Annotated in this window: 24 protein-coding genes; 7 read left to right on the top strand and 17 right to left on the bottom strand. The window is 60.3% G+C overall.

Features of this window, described 5'->3' with window-relative positions:
- The 11 genes from HT136_RS24315 to HT136_RS24265 form a co-directional block, all read right to left on the bottom strand.
- On the bottom strand, positions 1–610 hold a 610-nt coding region (locus HT136_RS24315), incomplete at its 3' end, for a VirB8 family type IV secretion system protein (RefSeq protein WP_214202432.1).
- A gap of 11 nt (positions 611–621) precedes the next feature.
- Positions 622–960 (bottom strand): hypothetical protein, encoded by a 339-nt coding sequence (locus HT136_RS24310; protein ID WP_214202431.1) that lies wholly within the window; start codon positions 958–960, stop codon positions 622–624.
- 59 nt (positions 961–1,019) lie between these two features.
- The gene (locus tag HT136_RS24305; RefSeq protein ID WP_214202437.1) at positions 1,020–2,054 is read right to left on the bottom strand and encodes a TrbL/VirB6 family protein; all 1,035 of its coding nucleotides are present in this window, start codon (positions 2,052–2,054) and stop codon (positions 1,020–1,022) included.
- A gap of 101 nt (positions 2,055–2,155) precedes the next feature.
- Positions 2,156–2,428 (bottom strand): hypothetical protein, encoded by a 273-nt coding sequence (locus HT136_RS24300; protein WP_214202430.1) that lies wholly within the window; start codon positions 2,426–2,428, stop codon positions 2,156–2,158.
- Positions 2,429–2,430: 2 nt separating this feature from the next.
- Positions 2,431–3,150 carry a TrbJ/VirB5 family protein gene (locus tag HT136_RS24295; RefSeq protein ID WP_214202429.1) on the bottom strand — a complete coding sequence of 240 codons (720 nt, stop codon included), beginning with the start codon at positions 3,148–3,150 and terminating at the stop codon, positions 2,431–2,433.
- A 1-nt stretch (position 3,151) separates the two neighbouring features.
- A complete protein-coding gene (locus HT136_RS24290; protein ID WP_214202428.1) occupies positions 3,152–5,518 on the bottom strand; it encodes a VirB4 family type IV secretion/conjugal transfer ATPase in 2,367 nt (788 codons plus the stop codon).
- Positions 5,511–5,849 carry a VirB3 family type IV secretion system protein gene (locus HT136_RS24285; RefSeq protein ID WP_214202427.1) on the bottom strand — a complete coding sequence of 113 codons (339 nt, stop codon included), beginning with the start codon at positions 5,847–5,849 and terminating at the stop codon, positions 5,511–5,513. The genes HT136_RS24290 and HT136_RS24285 overlap by 8 nt, the downstream gene beginning before the upstream one ends.
- 1 nt (position 5,850) lies before the next feature.
- Positions 5,851–6,171 carry a TrbC/VirB2 family protein gene (locus tag HT136_RS24280; RefSeq protein WP_214202426.1) on the bottom strand — a complete coding sequence of 107 codons (321 nt, stop codon included), beginning with the start codon at positions 6,169–6,171 and terminating at the stop codon, positions 5,851–5,853.
- Between the two features lie 19 nt (positions 6,172–6,190).
- The gene (locus tag HT136_RS24275) at positions 6,191–7,057 is read right to left on the bottom strand and encodes an LPD7 domain-containing protein (RefSeq protein ID WP_214202425.1); all 867 of its coding nucleotides are present in this window, start codon (positions 7,055–7,057) and stop codon (positions 6,191–6,193) included.
- Positions 7,054–7,659 carry a lytic transglycosylase domain-containing protein gene (locus HT136_RS24270; RefSeq protein ID WP_214202424.1) on the bottom strand — a complete coding sequence of 202 codons (606 nt, stop codon included), beginning with the start codon at positions 7,657–7,659 and terminating at the stop codon, positions 7,054–7,056. Before HT136_RS24270 ends, HT136_RS24275 begins: the two co-directional genes overlap by 4 nt.
- Positions 7,659–8,024: a hypothetical protein gene (locus tag HT136_RS24265; RefSeq protein WP_214202423.1), complete on the bottom strand. Its 366-nt coding sequence runs from the start codon at positions 8,022–8,024 to the stop codon at positions 7,659–7,661. Before HT136_RS24265 ends, HT136_RS24270 begins: the two co-directional genes overlap by 1 nt.
- A gap of 285 nt (positions 8,025–8,309) precedes the next feature.
- Between HT136_RS24265 and HT136_RS24260 the strand changes: the two genes are divergently transcribed.
- Positions 8,310–8,789, top strand: a complete 480-nt coding sequence (locus HT136_RS24260; RefSeq protein ID WP_343222310.1) for a Hin recombinase — start codon at positions 8,310–8,312, stop codon at positions 8,787–8,789.
- On the opposite strand, the gene HT136_RS24255 is transcribed toward HT136_RS24260, so the two are convergent.
- The 5 genes from HT136_RS24255 to HT136_RS24235 form a co-directional block, all read right to left on the bottom strand.
- A complete protein-coding gene (locus HT136_RS24255; RefSeq protein ID WP_214202422.1) occupies positions 8,781–8,993 on the bottom strand; it encodes a helix-turn-helix domain-containing protein in 213 nt (70 codons plus the stop codon). The genes HT136_RS24260 and HT136_RS24255 overlap by 9 nt on opposite strands.
- 3 nt (positions 8,994–8,996) lie before the next feature.
- Positions 8,997–9,605 (bottom strand): UPF0149 family protein, encoded by a 609-nt coding sequence (locus HT136_RS24250; protein WP_214202421.1) that lies wholly within the window; start codon positions 9,603–9,605, stop codon positions 8,997–8,999.
- Between the two features lie 28 nt (positions 9,606–9,633).
- Complete coding sequence (locus HT136_RS24245; protein WP_246544341.1) at positions 9,634–10,116, bottom strand: hypothetical protein; 483 nt, start codon at positions 10,114–10,116, stop codon at positions 9,634–9,636.
- Positions 10,117–10,158: 42 nt separating this feature from the next.
- Positions 10,159–10,716, bottom strand: a complete 558-nt coding sequence (locus HT136_RS24240; RefSeq protein ID WP_214202420.1) for a helix-turn-helix domain-containing protein — start codon at positions 10,714–10,716, stop codon at positions 10,159–10,161.
- A gap of 108 nt (positions 10,717–10,824) precedes the next feature.
- Positions 10,825–11,076 carry a helix-turn-helix domain-containing protein gene (locus HT136_RS24235; RefSeq protein WP_214202419.1) on the bottom strand — a complete coding sequence of 84 codons (252 nt, stop codon included), beginning with the start codon at positions 11,074–11,076 and terminating at the stop codon, positions 10,825–10,827.
- Positions 11,077–11,734: 658 nt separating this feature from the next.
- On the opposite strand from HT136_RS24235, the gene HT136_RS24230 reads away from it, so the two are divergent.
- The 3 genes from HT136_RS24230 to HT136_RS24220 are packed head-to-tail and all read left to right on the top strand — an operon-like array spanning position 11,735 to position 13,506.
- On the top strand, positions 11,735–11,917 hold the full coding sequence (locus HT136_RS24230; RefSeq protein ID WP_214202418.1) for a hypothetical protein: 183 nt from the start codon (positions 11,735–11,737) through the stop codon (positions 11,915–11,917).
- Positions 11,917–12,639: a hypothetical protein gene (locus HT136_RS24225; protein ID WP_214202417.1), complete on the top strand. Its 723-nt coding sequence runs from the start codon at positions 11,917–11,919 to the stop codon at positions 12,637–12,639. Before HT136_RS24230 ends, HT136_RS24225 begins: the two co-directional genes overlap by 1 nt.
- Positions 12,640–12,672: 33 nt before the next feature.
- Positions 12,673–13,506: an IS5 family transposase gene (locus HT136_RS24220; RefSeq protein WP_214202416.1), complete on the top strand. Its 834-nt coding sequence runs from the start codon at positions 12,673–12,675 to the stop codon at positions 13,504–13,506.
- 207 nt (positions 13,507–13,713) lie between these two features.
- Here HT136_RS24220 and HT136_RS24215 read toward each other — a convergent pair whose 3' ends face one another.
- Positions 13,714–14,109 carry a hypothetical protein gene (locus HT136_RS24215; protein WP_214202415.1) on the bottom strand — a complete coding sequence of 132 codons (396 nt, stop codon included), beginning with the start codon at positions 14,107–14,109 and terminating at the stop codon, positions 13,714–13,716.
- A 91-nt stretch (positions 14,110–14,200) separates the two neighbouring features.
- On the opposite strand from HT136_RS24215, the gene HT136_RS24210 reads away from it, so the two are divergent.
- The 3 genes from HT136_RS24210 to HT136_RS24200 all read left to right on the top strand — a co-directional run bounded on the left by HT136_RS24210 (position 14,201) and on the right by HT136_RS24200 (position 17,329).
- Positions 14,201–14,998: a hypothetical protein gene (locus HT136_RS24210; protein WP_214202414.1), complete on the top strand. Its 798-nt coding sequence runs from the start codon at positions 14,201–14,203 to the stop codon at positions 14,996–14,998.
- Positions 14,999–15,088: 90 nt separating this feature from the next.
- Positions 15,089–16,479 (top strand): IS3 family transposase gene (locus tag HT136_RS24205; RefSeq protein ID WP_425516916.1). Its coding sequence is split into 2 segments (ribosomal slippage): positions 15,089–15,463 and positions 15,466–16,479, totalling 1,389 coding nucleotides; the frame shifts between segments, so codons are not numbered across the junction.
- A 262-nt stretch (positions 16,480–16,741) separates the two neighbouring features.
- Positions 16,742–17,329, top strand: coding sequence for a TerD family protein (locus tag HT136_RS24200; protein ID WP_214202413.1), 588 nt, complete (start codon positions 16,742–16,744; stop codon positions 17,327–17,329).
- The last annotated feature ends 1 nt before the right edge of the window (position 17,330 follow it).

Here is a 17,330-nt window from a genome sequence, read left to right as displayed (position 1 = left end):
CCAGCGTGGGCGCTGTCGTGAACTTGAAGGTGAGGGTGGCGGTCCAGTTCTGCGCCGTGGGCGTGTTCTGGCCCATCGTGACGAGTTTGGCGTAGCGGACCTGCGCGACGGTCGGGCTCAGGAAGCTTATCGCGCGAATGTGGATCGAGACGAAGCCCTTGTCCCCGTAGATGTTGGAGGGGGCCTTCTCGTTGGTCGACTTGACGCTATCGAGGTAGCGTGAGCCTTCGGCCTTATCGCTCATGAGCATTACGGCATAGGCGTTCTCGCGCGCGGCATCATCGAGCCAGCCTTCGCGCAGGCGAATGTACTGCGCCACGAAGAAGCGGTTGACCGCATCGTCATAGGTCTGGGGCTGGGGGCCTTTGAGCGCGGTCACGACCTGCGTTTCTCCGGTCGATTTGTCGACGCGGATCACATAGGGCTCGACGGTCTTGAGCGGGGCCAGCATGGCGACCGCCCCGGTCGAGACAAGCGCCATGGCGCACGCGCATCCAGCGACAGTCCAGGCAACCCGCCGGGACTGGATTGCGGCGCGCATCCGGTCGTATTCGAAAGTCCGCGCGCTTTCGAGGTACTTGCCTTTGTCGGCGGCTTTGACCTGGGCCATGAGACGTTTCCTTATGAGCAGGGAAGGTAGGACAGCTCGATCTCGCGCTCATCGCGCGGCGAGAGAGCGGGGGTGGGCTTTGCGGCTTGGGCCGCGGCGCTCGCGGCGGCTGCGGCCTGTTGCGCTTCGGGCGGAATGGGCGTGTCGCTGGACGGGCTCGGTGCCGGGGTGGCGGGCCACCCGCCGCTCTGCGAGGGCGGGAGCGGCACCGGCAGATTGGGCATGATCGTGCCGTACATGTTGGCCGGGCGTCGGTGCTTGCCGTCACAAACGGCAGGCGGCTTGATGTGACTCCCGGTGCATGCGCTGAGTGCAAGCGCACCCAACGCTGTGAAAATCAGCGCTTTCATAAAAACTCCGTCAGCAATGTGCCGCGTTAGGGGCGTTCAAAACTTATTTGCAGGCGACCTCATGTTCTGGTGGCGGTGCCGCCTGCGCGACTGGCCGGCGCGGGCGTGCGGGCATTGGCGAGACGGCGAAACATCATGCGGTTGGCGAGGATGTTCATGCCGGTTTGCAGGAAGCCGTGACCGCCAGAAGATGCGCCGCCCGCGATGCCCGCTGCGATCGCAGGGGACTGGAAGAAGAAGATGGTGCCCACGATATAGATGGCGCAGCACGCGATAGTGGCGGCCATCATCGCCCCGATGTTGAGGTCGGCGGCCGTGCCCTGATCGACGATGAAGGCGGCTGTGCCATCCCCGACAACGGCCATGATGCCATCCATCGACGCTTCCTGAAGGCCGGTGATGAACTTGGTCATTATCGCCATGACGACCATGAGCAGGACGAAGTTCAGGGTCTGCTTGAGCCAGCCATCGAACACGAAGCGCGAGGAGTTGAAGAGCAGGCATCCCAGCGCCAGCGGGGCAAGGGCCACGCAGATCGCGACGGAAAGCTTGGCGAAGATGACGACGCAGAATCCGACCGCTGCTGAGAGGAAGCCGAAGACATAGAGCACGGCGATGCAGCCATAGGTGCAGATCGCGGCCTTGAGCTGGATCAGGGGCGTGCGAAAGTCCGTCATTCCCTGAGACGGCAAGTTCTGGATTGCCTGATTGGCGTTTTCGAGGCGCGCCGCGAGCTTGTTGGTGTCCGAGACATAGGTGTCGAACGTCGTGCCCGGGTTGGTGACTGCGGTCCCCGATCCCGCTGCGATGATTTCCGAGGGCAGGTCGGTGACAATGTTGACGACGAAGGCGGTGTACCCGACCGAACTGGCTACCGCGATCGCGAACCCGACCTTCCCCGCCTGGAACACAAGTTCGCGAAGTGGCGCCTGGATGGCCCCGCGCAAGACGGCAAAGCCCAGTAATAGGAAGTAGATGGTCGCGGCTACGCCAAGCGGCGCGGCCACGAAGCTGACAAGTCCAGACCCGAAGCTGGAAACCGCCGAGGTGATGGCGCTTTCGACATAGTCGTACATGGTCGTGAAAAGGACCATGAGATTGACTGAACTGGACGCCATTGGCTGAGCCTTGCCTTGTCGTGAGAGAGCTTGTCAGAGCGAGGGGGCGGCCGGTCACAAGGACCTGGGCCACCCGGTTACTGCGTGTTGCCTCCGAAGGCCTTCACGCTTGCCTCGCCTGCGGCCTTGGCTGCGTTCACCCGCGCGGCCTCGAACGTGGTGAAGCAGAAGTTCTGCTTCTGGTCCGCAGGCAGGTGCGCAAATTCGCCCTCATTGCACTTGTGCTCCCAATCGGTGAGCAGGTTGTGATCCGCCATGAGTTCCTGTGTCGTGGGGACCTGTACCGGTGCTTCTTGCTGGCAGGCGCACGCCGCGAGCGTGATCGAAAGGGCCATGAGCTTCTTCTTCATCGTCAGTTCCTCAGGATGTTGGCTTCGTAGAAATTGGCGGCGCTGGCCGCCGTCGCGGCCTCGGCCGCCGAGATCGAGAGGTTGGCCCGCCCCGCCTGAGCCATCTGAAGCGCCTGCATCTTGAGCTGGTCGTTCTGGAGCTGGGCCTGTTCGGCGGCGATCCGCGCCTGAAGGTCCATCACGTCCTTGGGGTCGGTGGCGGTGTCGAGCTTGGCTTGCAGCGTCTGGAGGCCGGCCATGCGGGTTTGCGACACTGCCAGCGTGTTCTCGCCAAAGGCGGCAGTCGCAGCGGCCGAGCCAGTCGCGTCCTTGAGCGCCTGGCTGTACGCCGCATCTGCGCTTGTCGTGCCCGAAAGCGTGTACTGCGACTGGATGCTGCTTGCGGACGAGCTGAGCGAGCCGATCCTGGAAAGATCACCGCCGAACAGCGTGCCAGCGTCCATCGTCGTGGTGGGCATGATGTTGCGCACCGAGCTGTCCGACAGGTTTGAGGCCACCGAGTTGATGTTGGTGAGCTTTTGCAGCGAGTTGAGCTGGTTTTGCGCGGTCTCGATCTGCTGTACGCCCTGGTCGATGATCTTGGCGGTGTTGGTGACAGTCGAGATCGTCTGGAGGTAGGTCGAGGAATCGAACACCGGAATGCCCTGCGCCGCCGCGGGGGTTGCGGCGAGACCGAGCGCGAGCGGCGCGGTTCCCAGCAGCACAATGGTCTTTATGCGCATTTCAGCTTCTCCTTTCGTTGGCGTAGAAGAGCGGCAGCCATGCCGCCGGATCGGTGCCAGTCTGGGCAATGGCGGCCTCCATGACCTCCAGCGTTTCCGCACGGCCGGAGAGAACCGAGAGTTCGTCGAGCATCCCGTTCAGGTCGAGCTTGGCCACGATGGAGGTGTGTCCTTGCTTGATGAGGAAGCACCGGCTTTCGGGCGTCAGGTCTTCCTTGATCAGCCGAAATTCTGCTTCCGTGAGGCCAAGGCCCTCGCAGTAATCGGATCGCTTCGCATCGGAGTTGGGCAGGAGGATCTTGGTCGCGGTCTGCTCGATAATCGAATGCGCGATCGAGGAGCGCAGCGCGTCGGCGGGCGACTGCGTACCGAAGACCATGAAGGCGTTGCGCTTGCGGAAGGTCTTGAGGCCGTCCTGTGCGAACGACTTGAAGGCATCGTCCTGCAACGCCTTCCAGAACTCGTCGATATCGACAACGACGCGCTGGCCGTTGAGCAACTCATCCACGCGGTGGAAGAGGTAGAGCATCATCGGCGTGCGGATTTCCGGGTTTTCGAGGAAGTCCGTCATGTCGAAGCCGACAAAGCGGGCCGCCATCGAGACTTCATCGGCCGGACCATCGAAAGCCCACCCGAGCGCGCCGCCCTGGCACCAGCGCTCGAGCCGCGCGCCAATGCCTTCGGCGTCGGCATAGCCGAGCATTTCGCGAAGCGCGCTCATCGAACGTTGCGGCGCGGGCAGGCGCATCACGGCATCGAGGCCCTCATCGATGGTGCGCTCTTGCGTAACGGTGAGGGGCTGGTTTTCGCGGCGGACCAGGACGCGGATGAACTGGCGCAGGAAGGCCATGTTGTCGTGGGTCGGCTCCAGCCCCTTGAGCGGGGCAAAGCCGGTTGGCTCGCCGTTGCGCAACGCCAGGTAAGTGCCGCCGCAGGCGCGCACGAAGATCTCCGCGCCGCGGTCCTTGTCGAAGAAGATCTGCTTGGCGCCGGTCTTCTCGAGCTGCGCGAGCAGGAAGTTTTGCAGGACCGTCTTGCCGCCACCCGTAGGGCCGATGATGAGCGTATGGCCAATGTCGGCGCGGTGGAAGTTGAACCAGAAGGACGAGCCGGCGCGCGTCTTTAGAAGCGTCACCGCCTCGCCCCAATGGTTCCCCGACTTGCGACCCGCCGGGAAGGTATGAAACGGGCTCATCGCCGCAAAATTGCGGCTGTTGATCACGGCGGGCCGCGCCCGCATCTTGAAGTTGCCGGGAAGCTGCGCCCAGAAGGCAGCTTCCAGCGCGACGTCCTCGCGCGCCATGACCATGCCGGTGTCGGCGGCAGCGGCGCGCGCAATCGATAGGCGTTCGAGCAGCCGCTTGCGATCATCGTCGATCACGGCAATCGAGAGGTGATGCTCGCCCATCACGAAGCGGTTCGACATGAGATCGTCGACGCCATCGAGCAGTTCCTCGGCCTGACTCACGCCGGCATCGTCCGAGGAGACCATCTGCTTGTACTTCTTCTGGAAGCGCTCGGCCGCGACCGACTTCACCAGCGGCGCGAAGCTTTGTGTAAGCACATAGGGGAAATCGAGCGTCAGGAGGCTGTTGAACTGGCCGCTACGCGTGTTCGCGACGTACTCGCGCACGCCGAACATGCCCAAGTAGTGCGACCTGTCGGGAAGCCGGATCTCGGCGGCCTCGCGCCCGAAGATGATCCGCGAATTGTAGATCGCTTGTCCGAGCCGCCCGTGGACGAGCGGAATGCGGATGCGGTCGCCGGTCTGAATAAAGTGCAGCACTTCCATGGGCTGGGAGAACAGCACGCCGTCCCGTTCGTAGAGCGAGAGCGGCACCGGGTTGGTGTCGGCCAGCATGCTCTCGAAGTCGCGGCACTTGTCGGCCATGATCGCCAGAGCGCGATCGTCGGCGGCGTGGCTGGCATCCGTCTTGCCGAACAAGCGGATGAGCTGGTCGCCCGCCATGTTCGAGGGGCGCACCACGATCGTGACATAGAACTCGTTGTGGTAGAGCACCTTTTCCTTGAGGCGCTCGGAATACCTGGCTTGCAGGTTGCGCGCGAAGGCGGACTGAAACTCGCCGTCCAGCTCGGGATTGGTGGCGGTGCGCACCAGGTGCGTCCAGACGGCCACGCGGTCATCGCCGATCGTGCGCCACGCGATATTGAGCTTGTTGTGCCAGGTGTTGAGGTCAGCAATGTCGCAGGTTTCAAACGGGCGCCCATCGACCCGGTACATGCGCATGAGCGAGCCGTCAGCGAGCGCAACCACGATGTCGTTGACGTGCCGGGTGTAGGGGATGAACTTGATGTCATCCTCTTCGCGAAGCGTGACCTGTTTGTGCTTGAGGGCGAACCTAGTCATTGCCGAACTGCCTGCGCTTCACGCCGGTCTTGAGGCGGACGGGAGAGTAGCTCCCGCCCCCCCAGAACTTGCGATTTTTGGAAATGAAGGTGGTCTGGAACCACAGGCCCCAGAGCCGGAACGCGTTGAAGTCGTAATGCACGACCATGCGCGCCGGGAAGTAGAGAGCGCCGAAGAGGGAGAGGGGATAGAAGGGGTTTCCGACGATCCCCCACAGCACCATGCAGACCATGATGATCGGCAGGATTGCCTCGAGCGGCAGTCCCATGAACACCGATGGCCGGGTCAGGGCGAGGAACACCTTGTCTTCGGCGATCTTTTCCGTGTCCATGTCAGGCGCTGCCACCCATCCAGCCCACGATCGTCGTGGCCGAGAAGATGATGCCGATCCCGATCAAAACGGTGACCGCGCGGCCCCAATCCATGCGGCCGGTGAGCTTGGCGTAGCCCACTGCCATGATGGCGATGACGCCGACCACCGAGGCAATGGTGATCATCCAGCTCTCGATGGTGTCGAGGCCGCTTTCGATCGAGGTCTGGGCAAAGGCGGTCTGTGACACGGCCATGGATGCGAGGATGCCGGCAACGCCGACAATCTGGCGGGCGCGGCGATCCGAGAGGAGGCGACGAGCGGGACGACGAAAGAACTTCATAGACTTCTCCATGGTGAGGTTACCGTTCCATCTGGTTGGTTTGGATCGGCTCGATCTGCCGAACCGGCGTCGGCTCACGAACCGACACATCAAGGCCGCGCCGCAGCACGTCCGAGATCATTTGGCGGCCCTCCTGGGAGACGGCCTCGATGCGCTGCTCATCGCCCTGGAATGCCGCTTCGAGGTGGCGGCGCATTTCCGCTTCCGCCTCGAGCGCGTTGGCAAGTCGGGGCTCGGCCTGGCGCTGCTCATGCGTTCCGCCCAGGAAGAGGTCGGCCAGCTTTTCGCTTTCCCGTTCGGCGGCCCGAGCTTTATCCCTGCTCGCCAGAAACTCGGAGAAGGTGTTGGGGCTGGCCGCATCAATCGCGATCTCCGCCGCCTCGACGACCTTCTCCGCTTCCCCGTCTTTCTCGGCCTTGTCGCCTTGGCGCAGACGCTCCGAATCCTTGCGCTCGCGCTCGGCTTCCTCACGGCGTTGGCGATCAACGGCTTCGCGCTCGGCAAACGAGGGCTCGTAGCCATTGACCTCAAGGCCCGAATGCTCGGCGGCTTGCCATACAGCCTTGCGAAATTCTGGCGAGCCGTCGACCGAGATGCCTTCCCAGCCATTATGCTGCGCGAGCTTCACGAGGTTCTCGACCGTCTCGCGATCGTCGCGGTTGGCAACGATCCGCTCGTTCGAGATTTCGAGTGCGGGCGTCTGGGCATTACCCGGTGTGAACAGACCGACCCGGCGTTCCGCTTCGGAGCGGCCCTCGATAGCGCGGATCTCGTACCGCTTGGCAAGTTCGTCGGGAATGGAGAACGCTGCCTGGGGGGCAGCTTCCTGAGACGCGTCCCGTTCTGCGGCCCGAGGGGCCTGTGCAATGCTGTTTTCTTCGCTCATTGGAAGACCTCGATTCCGGTGCTGACCTGACCGAACACCCATTGTTCCGGCGCTTCGATTGCGCTGCCCTCCTGCGGCGTGGAGGCGAGGATGGACGGGGAAGAGGAAAGGTCGGGGAGCGCGGGCGGCGTTTCGATCGCACCGACGCGCGCAGCAGCGGCCCAGACGCGCTTGACGTAGCCGTTGCGAAAGCCCCGGCTCATCGAGCCGGTGTTGTAGAGCGAATAAGTGACGCTGATCGCGTCGAGGCCTGCGTAGTGCTGCCTGGCCTGCGCGTAGCCTTCCTGCAGGACGCGTGAGGCAAGGCCGAGGTTGGTGCACGGATCGAAGGTTTGCTCGATTGTCGTATCGAGGCGCGCGAGGTTGCTCGAGTTGATCTGGCCAAGACCAATATCGACCGAGTGTCCGGCTGCCACGTAGCGCTTCACCAGCGCCACCGCGTCGGCCAGGTTCGAGGCGTGCACGCGCGGCCCCTTGTTGACGTTGATCGCAAGCGGATTGCCTTCGCTTTCCGCGACGAGGAGGGGAACAAGCGCTTCTGTGGCCACGCCGGGAGCGCATTGCTGCGCGAGCGCAGTGAGGGCGGCGACGGTGTAGATCATCAGCCGACCGTCGTGACCGTCGAGGTCTTGGTGTTGATGAGATACGCGCTCGTGGTGCCGTCGCTCTGCGTGCTCTTCACGTAATAAAGCGTCTTGCTCAGCTTCTTCGTCTTGGCCGAAACGCCGCCTTCCGAGCAGGACGGAAAGGAGCCGCCAAGCGCCAGCGTCTTCCAGAGCTTGGTGATCGGTGGCACGCACTCAGCATAAGTCGTGGGCGATCCAGGGGTGGCTAGGCAGAGGATGACCTGACAGCCCCAGGTCGAGGCATGGGCCTCGTGCGGCGCTGCGGTGGCAAGCGTTCCGGCTGCCATCAGCCCGAGCCCACCGAGCAGATTGGGGCACTTTGCAAGCGGACGAGCGAACATGAACCAGCTCCCTGTTTACGCTGACGAGTGTTGCGTTTTTGGGTATGGATATGTGATATACAGAATATTCAGTCGTACATCAATGCGTGATTGGCTATTACTGTACTGTTAGTTTGGGGCTTGTCGGCTCTTGATGGCGTTGTAGCCACTTCCTACGGATCATGTTTGGGCTGGAATGACGGCCCTCCATGAGAACGCAAAAGGGTTGGCTCTTTGCCTAAAAGTATCGTGTTCCTAGCGGAAACCGGAAAATCCCCATCGCTTGCCGAGCAGACGGCGGCTTGCGTGGGCGAAGACGATCTCGTCGTGAGTTCGCCAGAAGTCGGTTTTAATGAACTCGAGAAGGTTCTGGCCAAGCACGGCAAGCCACTTGGGCGGGGAGACACCGTTAAGATCTTCGACCTTTCGTGCTTGGCGGTCAGCACCTCGACTGTGCTGCGTGTGGTGCTCAAGCTGCTCAAGGGCGGTATTTCCATCGAACTTTGCGGTCTGGGGGTCACGATCACCCCGGACCGGGACAGCGATCTGTTTCTGCTGGTGGAAGCCTTCGACGGCCACTGGCGGCAGATCCACGGCATCAAGACCAATGAAAAGCGCGAAGCGAAGGCCGGGCGCAAGCCGCGGCTGACCATCGAGCAGTTGCCTGACATCCGAAAGCGCCTGGCCGAACAAGGAGCAACCCACGAGAGTGTTGCGAAGGATATCGGTGTCGCTCGCTCCACGCTCTTCGGGTTTCTGAAAGCCCATAAGGACGTGTCAGGCTGATCGTAGAAGGGCGGCGGGAGGCATCCCCAGCGCCGTGCACAGTCCGGCCAGCTCGGTCAGCGTTATGTCCCGGGCCTCGCCTTCAAGAATGCTCACGATGCGCGCTTCGGGCAATGCGCTTGCACAGGCAATATCGCGCACCGCCAGCTTGCGCTCCTGAACCGCGACTAGGGTCTGGACGTAAAGTGTTCGATAGACCGACATGGCTTAGCTGCCGGCGCGATAGGCTGCGGACTGTCCCGCGGCCGGAGTTTCGCCTTCGATAATCTGGCTGCGCTTCTCGTACATGGTGCAAAGCAAGCGTGAGAGGACTTCCCATGAGCGCTTTGCGACTTCGGAAAGGGTCTGCGCCTCCGGGTGACTGGCAATGTAGCGGCGTGCCGCCTCGCCCATCTCGCCCACTGAATGGCTGCCAAGAAGAGCGAGCAGGCCACCTTCGCGCTGCCCGGCGAGCAGATACTGCCACATGTCGAGATCGTCCGCGATCGCTTCATAGAAACCGCTGCTCCAGGCGGTAAGGTCAAATTCACCATCAGCCCTCACGGCAAGGATCGGCGCATAGCGCGGATCGGGAGTGGCCATGTGCGCGCGGGCTTGCACAAGGCGCGAGAGAAGCTCCTTGCGGGCCCGCGTTTCGATCAGATCCCGTGAAACGGTCTGTGTCGAAAGGGGGCCCATTATCGCATCTACCCAGTGATTATCGGGCATAGGCTCGAGCGAGACCACTGCACCGGCCAGAAATCCATCGGCCAAGTGGAGGTCGGGGCGCGTGTCTGGGGCTTGTGCCTGCCAGTGGCGGTAGCTTGGGAGATCCATGGCGATTCCTTGCGGTTGGGGGGGATGGTCAGCCCGAGGGAATGTTCCTGAAGTCTTGCCAGTCGCGTTCAGCGCCGAAGCGCTGCGCGCGCCGTATGTGAATGATGGTCCCCACGATCAGGCAGACGGTGGCCGTGAAGGTGGGTGTCTGGCTCATGAAGACCACGACGATGGGGCGGTTCACCACGCCGAGGTAATGGACAACGTGAGTCAGCACCGAAATCAACTGCATGGCTGTGCACAGCAGGGGCCACAAGCGCCGCGCGCGCGACGCGATCAGCCCGAAACCAGCCAGTCCGACTAGATCCTCGGCGACCGATATTGTGCCCATCGCCTCCTTGGAAAGGCCCACCGTTTGAATGAGGGCACCTTCGAACCAGGTCATCATGAACATGAGCAGCAGGACACCCGCGCCTGCGCGCTCTGGGTCGCCGCCTTTCCAGAGGCTGAGACCGATCGCGATGAAGATCGCCACGAGAAAGCCGAAGTAGAGGACCTGCATCACGCTCATTGAACGAAGCCATCCGTACAGGCGGCCCGGATCGGACGTGGATTACAGCAGTCTCTCCAGAGCATCAGCAATCACCAGGACCAGAGCCAGCGTGAGAGCCATCACGAACGCAAGTCCAATGACGGCCACGAAACGACCGGACGGGCCAAAGTGGAGATCGAGGCGATCAACGAGCGTCATGTCGCTGGAGGCGCCCTGAGAAATTCCAGGCTCGACCAAGGCGGCAGGCGCAAGATCCTCAACCATGGACGTTGTCCGGTTCTTGCGCTCAGGATCATCGGTGACGATAGCAATGCCAACCTGCGACGGTTCATATATCAATGGTTCGTATATGGAATCGTTGCGGTTTTCTGCGGTTTCCAGCAATTCTCGATAGAGGCGCACGACTTCCTGGCGGGTCGGAAGGTTCCATTTTGTGCGAACGCTTGAGACGCGCTGGTCCACGGTATGTCGCGAGATGCCCAGTTCGTTGGCGATTTCCTTGCTGGTCTTGTGCAGACACAACTGATCGAGCACCTCGACCTGCTTGTCGGTCAGGCTGTCCAGCAATTCACTGGCGTTGTCCGCGTGTGCGTCCCCAAGGCGGCATAGTACGTTCATGGCGTCTATGCTGCGAACCGTAATCAGTTCACCGCGTCAGGGTAGCCGCAAGGGTATGCGCCGTGCGTGGTATGCGATGGATCGCATGGTTTATAAATTGAAGGGATTTCAGGAAGCTGACTGAACCGTCAGAAGGTCAATCGCAGAGCAACCGAGGCCCTTGGCAAGTTGTTCGACGACTTCGAGCGTGGGATTGGCCTTTGCCCGTTCGATGAAGGACAGATGCGAGGTAGCCACGCCGGAGCGGATGGAAAGCTCCACCTGGGTCATTTTAAGCGCGGCACGGCGCTCTTTGACGTTCGTGGCAAGGTGGGTCGCCAATTCAGAAGCTGCCTCGTCCACTTGCAGATATTGCGCCATACGTCGGGATCACAGCCTTCCATCATAGTCGCTCGGGAGTAAGAGTCTGCTCCGCTTTATAGCGGATCATCCCACTGATGCCATTCTTGCGTTTGATACGCTAATGGTGAATGGCAACCGATGTGTGAGCGGCCGTGCTTTGTCAGCTCTGATCGAGCGGTCCGGGCCCAGGGTTGACGTGCCGACTGCGCCGCGCATAAGTCGCGGCCAGGACGGCAGGTGCGAACGCGACCACGTGACCCTGCCGTCCGTCCTGCGCCTGGACTGTTCAGCGTTCGTCGAATGGCCATTGGCTTGGGCGCCAACAGTCCATGCCCAAGCAATGCTCATCGTGGATGGTGTGGCCGTTGCGGATGCACCGATGGGTCCGTTTCTCAGGGTGCCCCCTGCCCGGTTCTCGCGCTGAAAACACACTTTCCATAACCCGAGAACTTTCGTTTGCTGATCGCAATAGCCCCTTTGGCGATCAGCAACAGGGTGAACGTACTTCAACGATCGACAACGCCCAACAAAAGAGGGGCGGTTGACGCCAACACCTACTGAACAATCGCCGCGGCCCGAAACTGATAGCGGATTGAACACATTTCCCTTATAGACCCAACCATCAGCGCTGGCTGATGGTGCATCAACGCTCAAAGAATGGAGGGCGACAATGCGAGTGAGCTATTTCGACCCCGCGCAGCGAGCAGCTGAAAAGGCTGCTGCCCGCCTCGCTGACGATGAAGCACTGGCTTCTGGCCGAGTTTCTGCTGCAGAACTCAACCAGCGCAATTTTGCATTTGCCCACGTCGATTTTTCCAAGGTTCGGATCGACTTTAGCGACCACATCCCAAGCCTCTAATGACCCCTGAAAATTTGCAGGCGGTCCTCAAGTCCGCTGAAGGGAGCCCCGATGTCGTGCTCGTCGGAGGGCAGGCAATCGTTGTCTGGACAAGCTATTATAATCATGCCTCCGAATTTCAGCCTCCAGCGGATCCCGTCACCACCAAGGACGTGGATTTTTATGGAAGCTCGCGTCAGGCACTAGCAATTGCCCGCCTAGTCAACGGAACCGTTCGGATCCCCCAGACCGACGATGCCACACCAAGCAGCGCTGTCATCGACCTTGGAACCACGAGCGATGAGGATGAACGCATCGACTTTCTCGATCATGTTCAAGGGGCAGGCGATAAGGCAGTCAGTGCAGCCGCGATCCCCCTGAACTTCGAGATGCATGGACCCGATGGCCCATGCATGATCCGGGTCCGGGTCATGCATCCGTTTCATTGCCTCAAGAGCAAACTCTCAAACAAATCCGTCCTTGGCCGCAACACAGCGACAGCCAACGCCCAGCTGGAAGCCACGTCCACGATCTTACGCGAATTCATCGATGACATGATTAGCCAAGGGCAGGACGAGGGTGAGGGCGCCAAAATCTGTACAAAGATCGCGACCGATACCGTTAAAGAGCTCGGAAGCTTTCTTGAACGTGACATCGTCGGCCGGGATGCTCACCTCAACATGCAGCACGATCCACTTGAGAGCCCGATCCAAAAGTTGTTGAGCAATACCAGCATGTTATGATTCACGCCGTCCTTGCGAGAGATGGAGTGATCAATGGCATGGACTGGCATTGCTCGAGATGAGCATAGCCGCAAAGGATTGCGGTATCCAAGCGACATGACGGACAGGGAGTGGGCGTTGGTGGCACCATTCATTCCTCCGGCAAAACACGGCGGTCGGCGTCGCAGCACGAATATGCGCGAAGTGGCCAACGCGTTGCTCTACCTGGCCTCGGCCGGATGTGCCTGGCGCCTGCTGCCCAAATGCTTTCCACCGGTCTCGACGGTTCGGCGCTATTTCTACGCTTGGCGTAACGCGGGATTGTTCGAGGTGATGAACACGCTGCTGGTCATGAACCTGCGAGAGATCGAGGGGCGTGAAGCCTCTCCCAGTGCGGGCATCATCGATAGCCAGAGCGTGAAAACGACCGAGAGCGGCGGTCCGAGTGGGTATGACGCGGGCAAGAAAGTCAAAGGTCGAAAGCGTCATATCCTGACCGACACCTCCGGCTTTCTGATCTCCATCCTCGTGCACACCGCCGATATTCAGGACCGGGATGGCGCCGTCGACGTGCTCAAAAGGATTTGCCAGCGCTTCCCTTGGTTGCGCCATATCTTCGCCGATGGTGGCTATGCCGGTGACAAGCTCAGAACGGCACTCGCCAAAGCCGGGAACTGGGTGGTCGAGATCATCAAACGATCTGATCAAGCCAAGGGCTTTGAAGTCCTCCCGCGCCGCTGGGTCGTCGAGCGCACCTTCGCCTGGCTGGGACGGTGTCGCCGCCTCGCAAAGGACTGGGAAGCGACCATCGCCTCTTCAACCGCCTGGGCTATGATCGCTTCTATCCGCATGCTCATCCGCAGAACCGCAAGGTATTGCTACGCCTGAGGAACTTTTGAATCGGGCTCTGAGATCCTGCGTTATTTTCGGGATGATGAGCGCCTTCCCGAGACCTATCGCGTCCACAACATTTCAAAGTCGATCGACCGCATTGTTGCGAAGCGTGATGGCAGACAAGCTCGAGCAAAAGCACGATCATAGAGCCCGGTTTGAGCTAATTTCACCTAAGTGCCGCGAACTCTCTGACGCCTGCTCTTATCGGTCCAGCCGATTGATATCCTCTTCCGGGTTATACTGAAGCCAGTGCGTTCCAGGCAGCTGATTATTTGGATTGTAGTCCATCGGCGCGCCAAACGGAATCCGTGGCCCCTCATCCGGAGCCTTCTCCGGCAATGGCATTGCCACACTGCCCCCGCCCCCAAAAAGCCCAAATAGGCGGGCGGCGATATAGATAGCGGCACCCGCCTGAAGGAGACTGAGAGTGCGTTCTGCGCTCCAAAAGGCAGCGAGTAGCCCCACACAAATAGCGATAGCAGTAAGCCATCGCAGTCCCACACCAGCGTAAAGCTTGAATATCAGGTACGATACAACCGCGGCCGTAATTGGATTAACTGGTGATGCCCGCCAAAGATTCGCGATTACGTCGATCATCGATTTGTCACCCCGACTTTTCAATTTCTCGATTGGCGCATAACCAAGCCCAACACAACCCAATCTGCATCTAGACACCATAAGGGCACTCATGCCACTGACAAAATTCAAAGAGTTTGCTCCATCGGTCGTGCAGCTAAACGATGCCGAAATCGATAACCCACTGTCTGTTCCGAGATTGGAGATGGCCAGTGAGCACATCTGCGGCCGCCATGTCAAAATGATCTACGCCCCATTCGATCACATCAATATGTCGGCCCGGGTGATCATCGTTGGCATGACACCAGGCCGGTTTCAGGCGACCAACGCACTTCGCGCCGCGCGAGATGCATTCGCCCAAGGACGATCACTCGAAGAGGCCGCGGCCTATGCCAAGGCACATGCCAGCTTTTCGGGCGAGCCAATGAGGACAAACCTTATTCGCATGCTCGATTCCATCGGACTTGATAAATGGCTGGGGCTCTCCTCCACCGCCACACTATGGTCCGAACGGAACGACCTGGTCCACTTCACCTCAGCCCTTCGATACCCCGTATTCGTCGATGGACAGAATTGGTCCGGAACGCCTGACATGGTGAAGACGCCAGCCCTTCGCCGTTGGTTGGAGGCGTACACGGGTCAAGAATTACGCTCTCTGCCCGACGCTCTCCTCGTCCCCCTCGGTCCTAAAGTCGCTGCGGCGATGCAGGCAATGGCAGCACAAGGCTTGGTTGATGAACGTCGTATCTTGGCTGGTTTGCCACATCCAAGTGGGGCGAATGCAGAACGAATTGCCTTCTTCCTCGGTGAGAAATCCGCGGAGTCCTGTTCCATTAAAACCAATGTTGCCAAGCTTTCCCAAGCTAAGGCTCAACTCCAAGCCCAAGTACGTACTCTTACCCCTGTCTGACCGCCCCTTATGCTCAACGGAATAGCATCGTTCTCCATATGATCGAATCTATGTTCCCATAATGTTCTCATAGGGGGTATAAGCGCCCCTATGAATGACGCACGCGCCATATGCTTAGCCCCTATCAAACCCTCCTTGCGAAAATCGCCGACGAAGGCCTCTGCCGAAGCCGTAGTAAAAGACATTCGCCGACAGACGCGGCGGCATTTCTCGGCCGAGGACAAGATCCGTATCGTGCTCGACGGACTGCGCGGCGACGACAGCATTGCCGAGTTGTGCCGGCGCGAAGGCATCGCCCAGAGCCTGTACTACACCTGGTCGAAAGAGTTCATGGAAGCCGGAAAACGCCGGCTCGCTGGCGACACCGCTCGTGCTGCGACCACGGGCGAGGTCCAGGACCTGCGCCGCGAAGCCCGTGCGCTCAAGGAATGCGTGGCGGACCTGACGCTCGAGAACCGTCTTCTGAAAAAAAGCATGATCGCGGATGGGGGCGACGACGAATGAGGTACCCCGCCACGGAAAAGCTGGAGATCATCAGGATCGTCGAGCAGTCGCATCTGCCCGCCAAGCACACACTGGACAAGCTCGGCATTCCTCGCCGGACATTCTACCGCTGGTATGATCGCTTCCTCGAAGGCGGCCCCGAAGCGCTGGAGGATCGCCCCTCGGCACCGAGCCGGGTATGGAACCGCATCGGCGAGGATATCCGCGCGCAGATCGTCGAAATGGCGCTTGATGCGACCGAACTCTCCCCTCGCGAACTGGCCGTGCGCTTCACCGACGAGAAACGCTACTTCGTGTCGGAAGCCACGGTTTACCGCCTGTTGAAGGCCCATGACCTGATCACCAGTCCGGCCTACACCGTGATCAAGGCCGCTGACCAGTTCCACACGAAGACCACCCGACCGAACGAGATGTGGCAAACCGACTTCACCTACTTCAAAATCATCGGGTGGGGCTGGATGTACCTCTCGACCGTGCTCGACGACTACTCGCGCTACATTATCGCCTGGAAGCTGTGCACCAACATGCGCGCCGAGGACGTCACCGACACACTGGACCTGGCCCTCAAGGCATCGGGCTGCGACAGCGCCACGGTTCTGCACAAGCCCCGGCTACTATCGGACAATGGCCCCAGCTACATTGCGGGCGAACTCGCCGAGTACATCGAGGCCCAGCAGATGAGCCACGTGCGCGGAGCCCCGTTGCATCCGCAGACGCAAAGCAAGATCGAACGCTGGCACCAGACCTTGAAGAATCGCATCCTGCTGGAAAACTACTTCCTGCCCGGCGACCTCGAGGCCCAGATCGAGACGTTCGTGGAGCACTACAATCACCAGCGCTACCAAGAGAGCCTGAGCAACGTGACGCCCGCTGACGTCTACTTCGGCAGGGCTCCCGCCATCATCAAGCGTCGCGAAACCATCAAGCGAAAAACCATCGCACATCGCCGCTTGCTTCACCGCAAGCTTGCCGCCTAACATCAACCCCCAGACGAGGCTCGCTCTCCGCTAATCCACGCCCTGATCTGTGCCAAATGTTTCGACGACGGACACTCCTCATGAGGAATAATTGGGTCGAGGATATTAAAGAAAATTCACCCGAACGTGACCGCTGTCACTGCGTCATGATGAAATATTTTGTTAGGCCCCCGGTGTTAACCCGCCCTAGCCAACTAAATGTTATCGCCACGCCGTAACGGCCTCGCAAAATTTCATTTTCTTGATTTGATGAAGGTATTCTATGTCGGTTTCGCTTTCGAAGAACCAGTCTGTCAGTCTCTCCAAGCAGTCCAGCTCAGCCCTCACCTCCATCACCCTTGGGGTCGGCTGGGATGTCGCAAAGCCGACCGGATTTTTCGCCAAGGTTTTCGGAGGCGCGTCGGATAGCATCGATCTCGACGCTTCGGCCATCGTGTTCGACGGCCGCACGAATGTTGTGGACACTGTCTGGTTCCGCCAGCTCAAGAGCAAGGATGGTTCGATCCGACACAGCGGCGACAACCTGACCGGTGAAGGTGACGGCGACGACGAATCCATTGCGATCGACCTCACCCGACTTCCGGCGAACATCGAGCACGTCGTGCTCACTGTTAACAGCTTCCGCGGCCAGACTTTCGACAAGGTCGACAATGCCTACGGCCGCGTGTTCGAGACGAACTCGAATCGCGAGCTTGCCCGCTTCAACATCTCTGACAGCGGTGCCCATACTGGTCTGGTTCTGGCAGTGCTCTCGCGCGCCAGTGGCGAATGGACCTTCAAGGCTGTCGGCAACCGCGCAAACGGCCGCACGGTAAACGACCTCGTCAGCTCCGCAACTGCGGCGATCTGAC

The organism is Novosphingobium profundi (assembly GCF_018491765.1).
In the GTDB taxonomy this organism is placed as follows: domain Bacteria; phylum Pseudomonadota; class Alphaproteobacteria; order Sphingomonadales; family Sphingomonadaceae; genus Novosphingobium; species Novosphingobium profundi.
This window is presented reverse-complemented; position numbering and strand designations above follow the sequence as displayed.